Origin of the sequence: Streptomyces sp. URMC 126, from assembly GCF_051386555.1 — a bacterium.
In the GTDB taxonomy this organism is placed as follows: Bacteria; Actinomycetota; Actinomycetes; order Streptomycetales; family Streptomycetaceae; genus Streptomyces.
In genome coordinates this window covers 1-2665 of sequence record NZ_JBPQTX010000538.1, presented here as the reverse complement: position 1 = coordinate 2665, position 2665 = coordinate 1, and the positions used below count along the sequence as shown (strand labels likewise).

At 71.7% G+C, this 2665-nt stretch carries 2 protein-coding genes; one reads left to right on the top strand and one right to left on the bottom strand.

What is annotated here, in order from left to right; genetic code table 11:
* Positions 1-24: 24 nt before the first annotated feature.
* Positions 25-1599: an MFS transporter gene (locus ACSNOK_RS32455; protein WP_436784375.1), complete on the bottom strand. Its 1575-nt coding sequence runs from the start codon at positions 1597-1599 to the stop codon at positions 25-27.
* 109 nt (positions 1600-1708) lie between these two features.
* Between ACSNOK_RS32455 and ACSNOK_RS32450 the strand changes: the two genes are divergently transcribed.
* Entirely contained in the window at positions 1709-2332 is a 624-nt protein-coding gene (locus ACSNOK_RS32450; RefSeq protein WP_436784374.1) for a TetR/AcrR family transcriptional regulator, read from the top strand.
* The last annotated feature ends 333 nt before the right edge of the window (positions 2333-2665 follow it).

Below are 2665 nucleotides of genomic sequence, written 5' to 3'. Positions count from 1 at the left end.
TGTGTATAAGAGACAGCCCGCGGCCTACCGCCCGGCAGCGGCCGGCGCCTCCGTCAGGGTCTCCGCCGGGGCCTCGGCCGGAGCGTCCGGCGCCGCAGGGCGCCCCCGCAGCAGCCGCACCGACAGCACCGCCCCCAGCAGCAGCACCACAGCCGCCCCCACCGCCGCGACGTGCATCCCGTGCACAAACCCCTCCCGAGCCACCGAGAGCACCGCCTCACCGGACCGTCCCGGCAGTCGCCCCGCGACCGCCGCCGCCCCGGGCAATGTCTCGCGGACGATGCCGAGTTCACCGTGCGGAAGAGTGTGGGACAGGGAGTCCGAGACGTCCCGCCGGTAGACGGCCATGCCGATGGTGCCGAACACGGCCATGCCCAGGGCACCGCCGATCTCCTGGCCGGTCTCCAGGAGGGCGGAGGCCGAGCCGGCCTTCTCCGGGGGTGTGGCGCCGAGGGCCAGGTCGGAGACGAGGGCCGCCACGGTGACGATGCCGCAGGCGATGACCGCGCAGGAAATCAGGGTGAGGGTCAGGGAGGTGGTGTCGGTGCCGAGGAGGAGGGCGAAGCCGGCCGCGGTGATGACGAAGCCGGTGGCGATCACGTAGGCCCGGTCCACGCGCTGGGCGGCGACGGTGGCCAGCGGACCGGCCGCGCCGACGGCGAGGGAGGGGAGCGTGCCCCAGAGCGCCGCCTCCAGCGGGCCCTTGCCCAGGACCGACTGGAGGTACTGGGTGGTGAAGTAGGAGGAGCCCATCATCGCGAACATCGCGAGGGAGTTGAGGCCGATGCCCGCCCCGAAGGCGCGGTCGCGGAACAGCTCGCGGCTGACCATCGCCGGCCGCCCGCCGCGCTGCCGCCGGACGAAGACCACGCCGAGCGCCAGGCCGGCGAGCAGGCAGAGCAGGCGGGGGACGTCGACGCCGTGGGCCGCCATCTCCTTGACGCCGTAGACCGTCGGCAGCACGGCGCCCATCGACAGGACCACGCTCGGCAGGTCGAAGCGTCCTGGGCGCGGATCCTTGAACTCCGGGACCAGGAGCGGCGCGAAGACCAGCAGCAGCACCATCGCGGGCACGTTCAGCAGGAAGACCGAACCCCACCAGAAGTGCTTGAGCATCACCCCGCCGAGCACCGAACCGAGCGCGATGCCGCCGGCCATGGCCGCGGACCAGATGCCGACCGCCTTGGCGCGCTGCGCGTCGTCGCGGAACATGTTGCGGACCAGGCCCATCGTGCTCGGCATCAGCGTGGCACCGCCGATCCCCAGCACGAACCGCGCCGCGATCAGCATCTCCGCGCTCTGCGCGTAGGCCGCGGCCACGGAGGCCGCGCCGAAGGCGGCGGCGCCCAGCAGCAGGAGCTTGCGACGGCCTATCCGGTCGCCCAGCGAACCCATCGTCATCAGCAGCCCGGCCAGGGCGAACGCGTAACTGTCGAAGATCCAGAGCTGTTGGGTGCTGCTCGCGCCGAGGTCCCGGGTGATGGCCGGGACGGCGAAGAAGAGGACCGAGGTGTCCATCGAGACCAGGAGGAGGGGCAGCAGGAGGACGGCCATGGCGGTCCATTCCCTGCGCCCGGCACGCGGGGCGGGGTTCGTCATGGGCAGGACTATACGAGCGTATTAAACGACTGTCTATGACGAGCGTGTAGAACGTGCGTGTAGGACGGTTGTCCATGACGCGCGTATGGGCGGCGGTTAGGCTTCCGGTATGGGACATCGCGAAGATCTGCTGGAGGGCGCCAAGCGCTGCCTGCTCGACAAGGGCTGGGTACGGACGACGGCGCGCGACATCGTCGCCGCCTCCGGCGCCAACCTCGCCTCGATCGGCTACCACTACGGCTCGAAGGACGCGCTGATGATGGCCGCGTTCATCCAGCTGACGGAGGAGTGGGGGGAACGGGTGGGCCGGGCGCTGACCGCCGGCCTGGCCCCCGACGTCTCGCACGACGAACGGATGGCGGCCTGCTGGGACTCGCTGCTCGACGGATTCGCGCACGACCGCGCCTTCTGGGCCGCCCAGTTCGAGATGATCGGCCAGCTCCCCAACCGGCCCGAGCTGCGGGAGCGGTTCGCCGCCGTGCTGCCGAGCGGCCGCGAGGGCATCGTGGCGGTCTTCGAGGGGGTGGACGACAGCCAGGTGCCCGAGATCGCCTCCCGCACCGTCGGCTCCGTCATCCACGCCCTGTTCATCGGGCTGTGGGTGCAGTGGCTCATCGACCCGGCGGCCGCGCCGCGCGGCAAGGACCTCGTCGAAGGGATGCGGCGCATCGTGGAGGGTCGGATGCTCGACCCCGAGAGGTCCGAGGGGTCCGAGAGGTCCGAGGGGTCCTAGGCGGGCGAGGGGGGAGGGGGAAGGCAGGCCGGTAGGTGTCTGTGCCGGGCGTCCGGCCGCGGTGGCGCCGGGTGATCGGATAGCGGTTCCCCGTGGCCGGAATCCGGTCGCGCCCCATGGACGGGCGCGGAACCCTCCGGTCTAATGGTTGCCCAAGGATACCAGTCCGTTTGCCGGAGGTCGCTCATGACCGAAACCGCGCAATCCCCGCTCCCCACACCCCCGTTCGGGCCCGCCGCATCGACCGCCACGCCGACCGCCGACGCCCCGCCCTGGCCTCAAGACCGGAGCTGCCCCTACCACCCGGCCGTCGAAGAGCGTCACCCGCGAGAG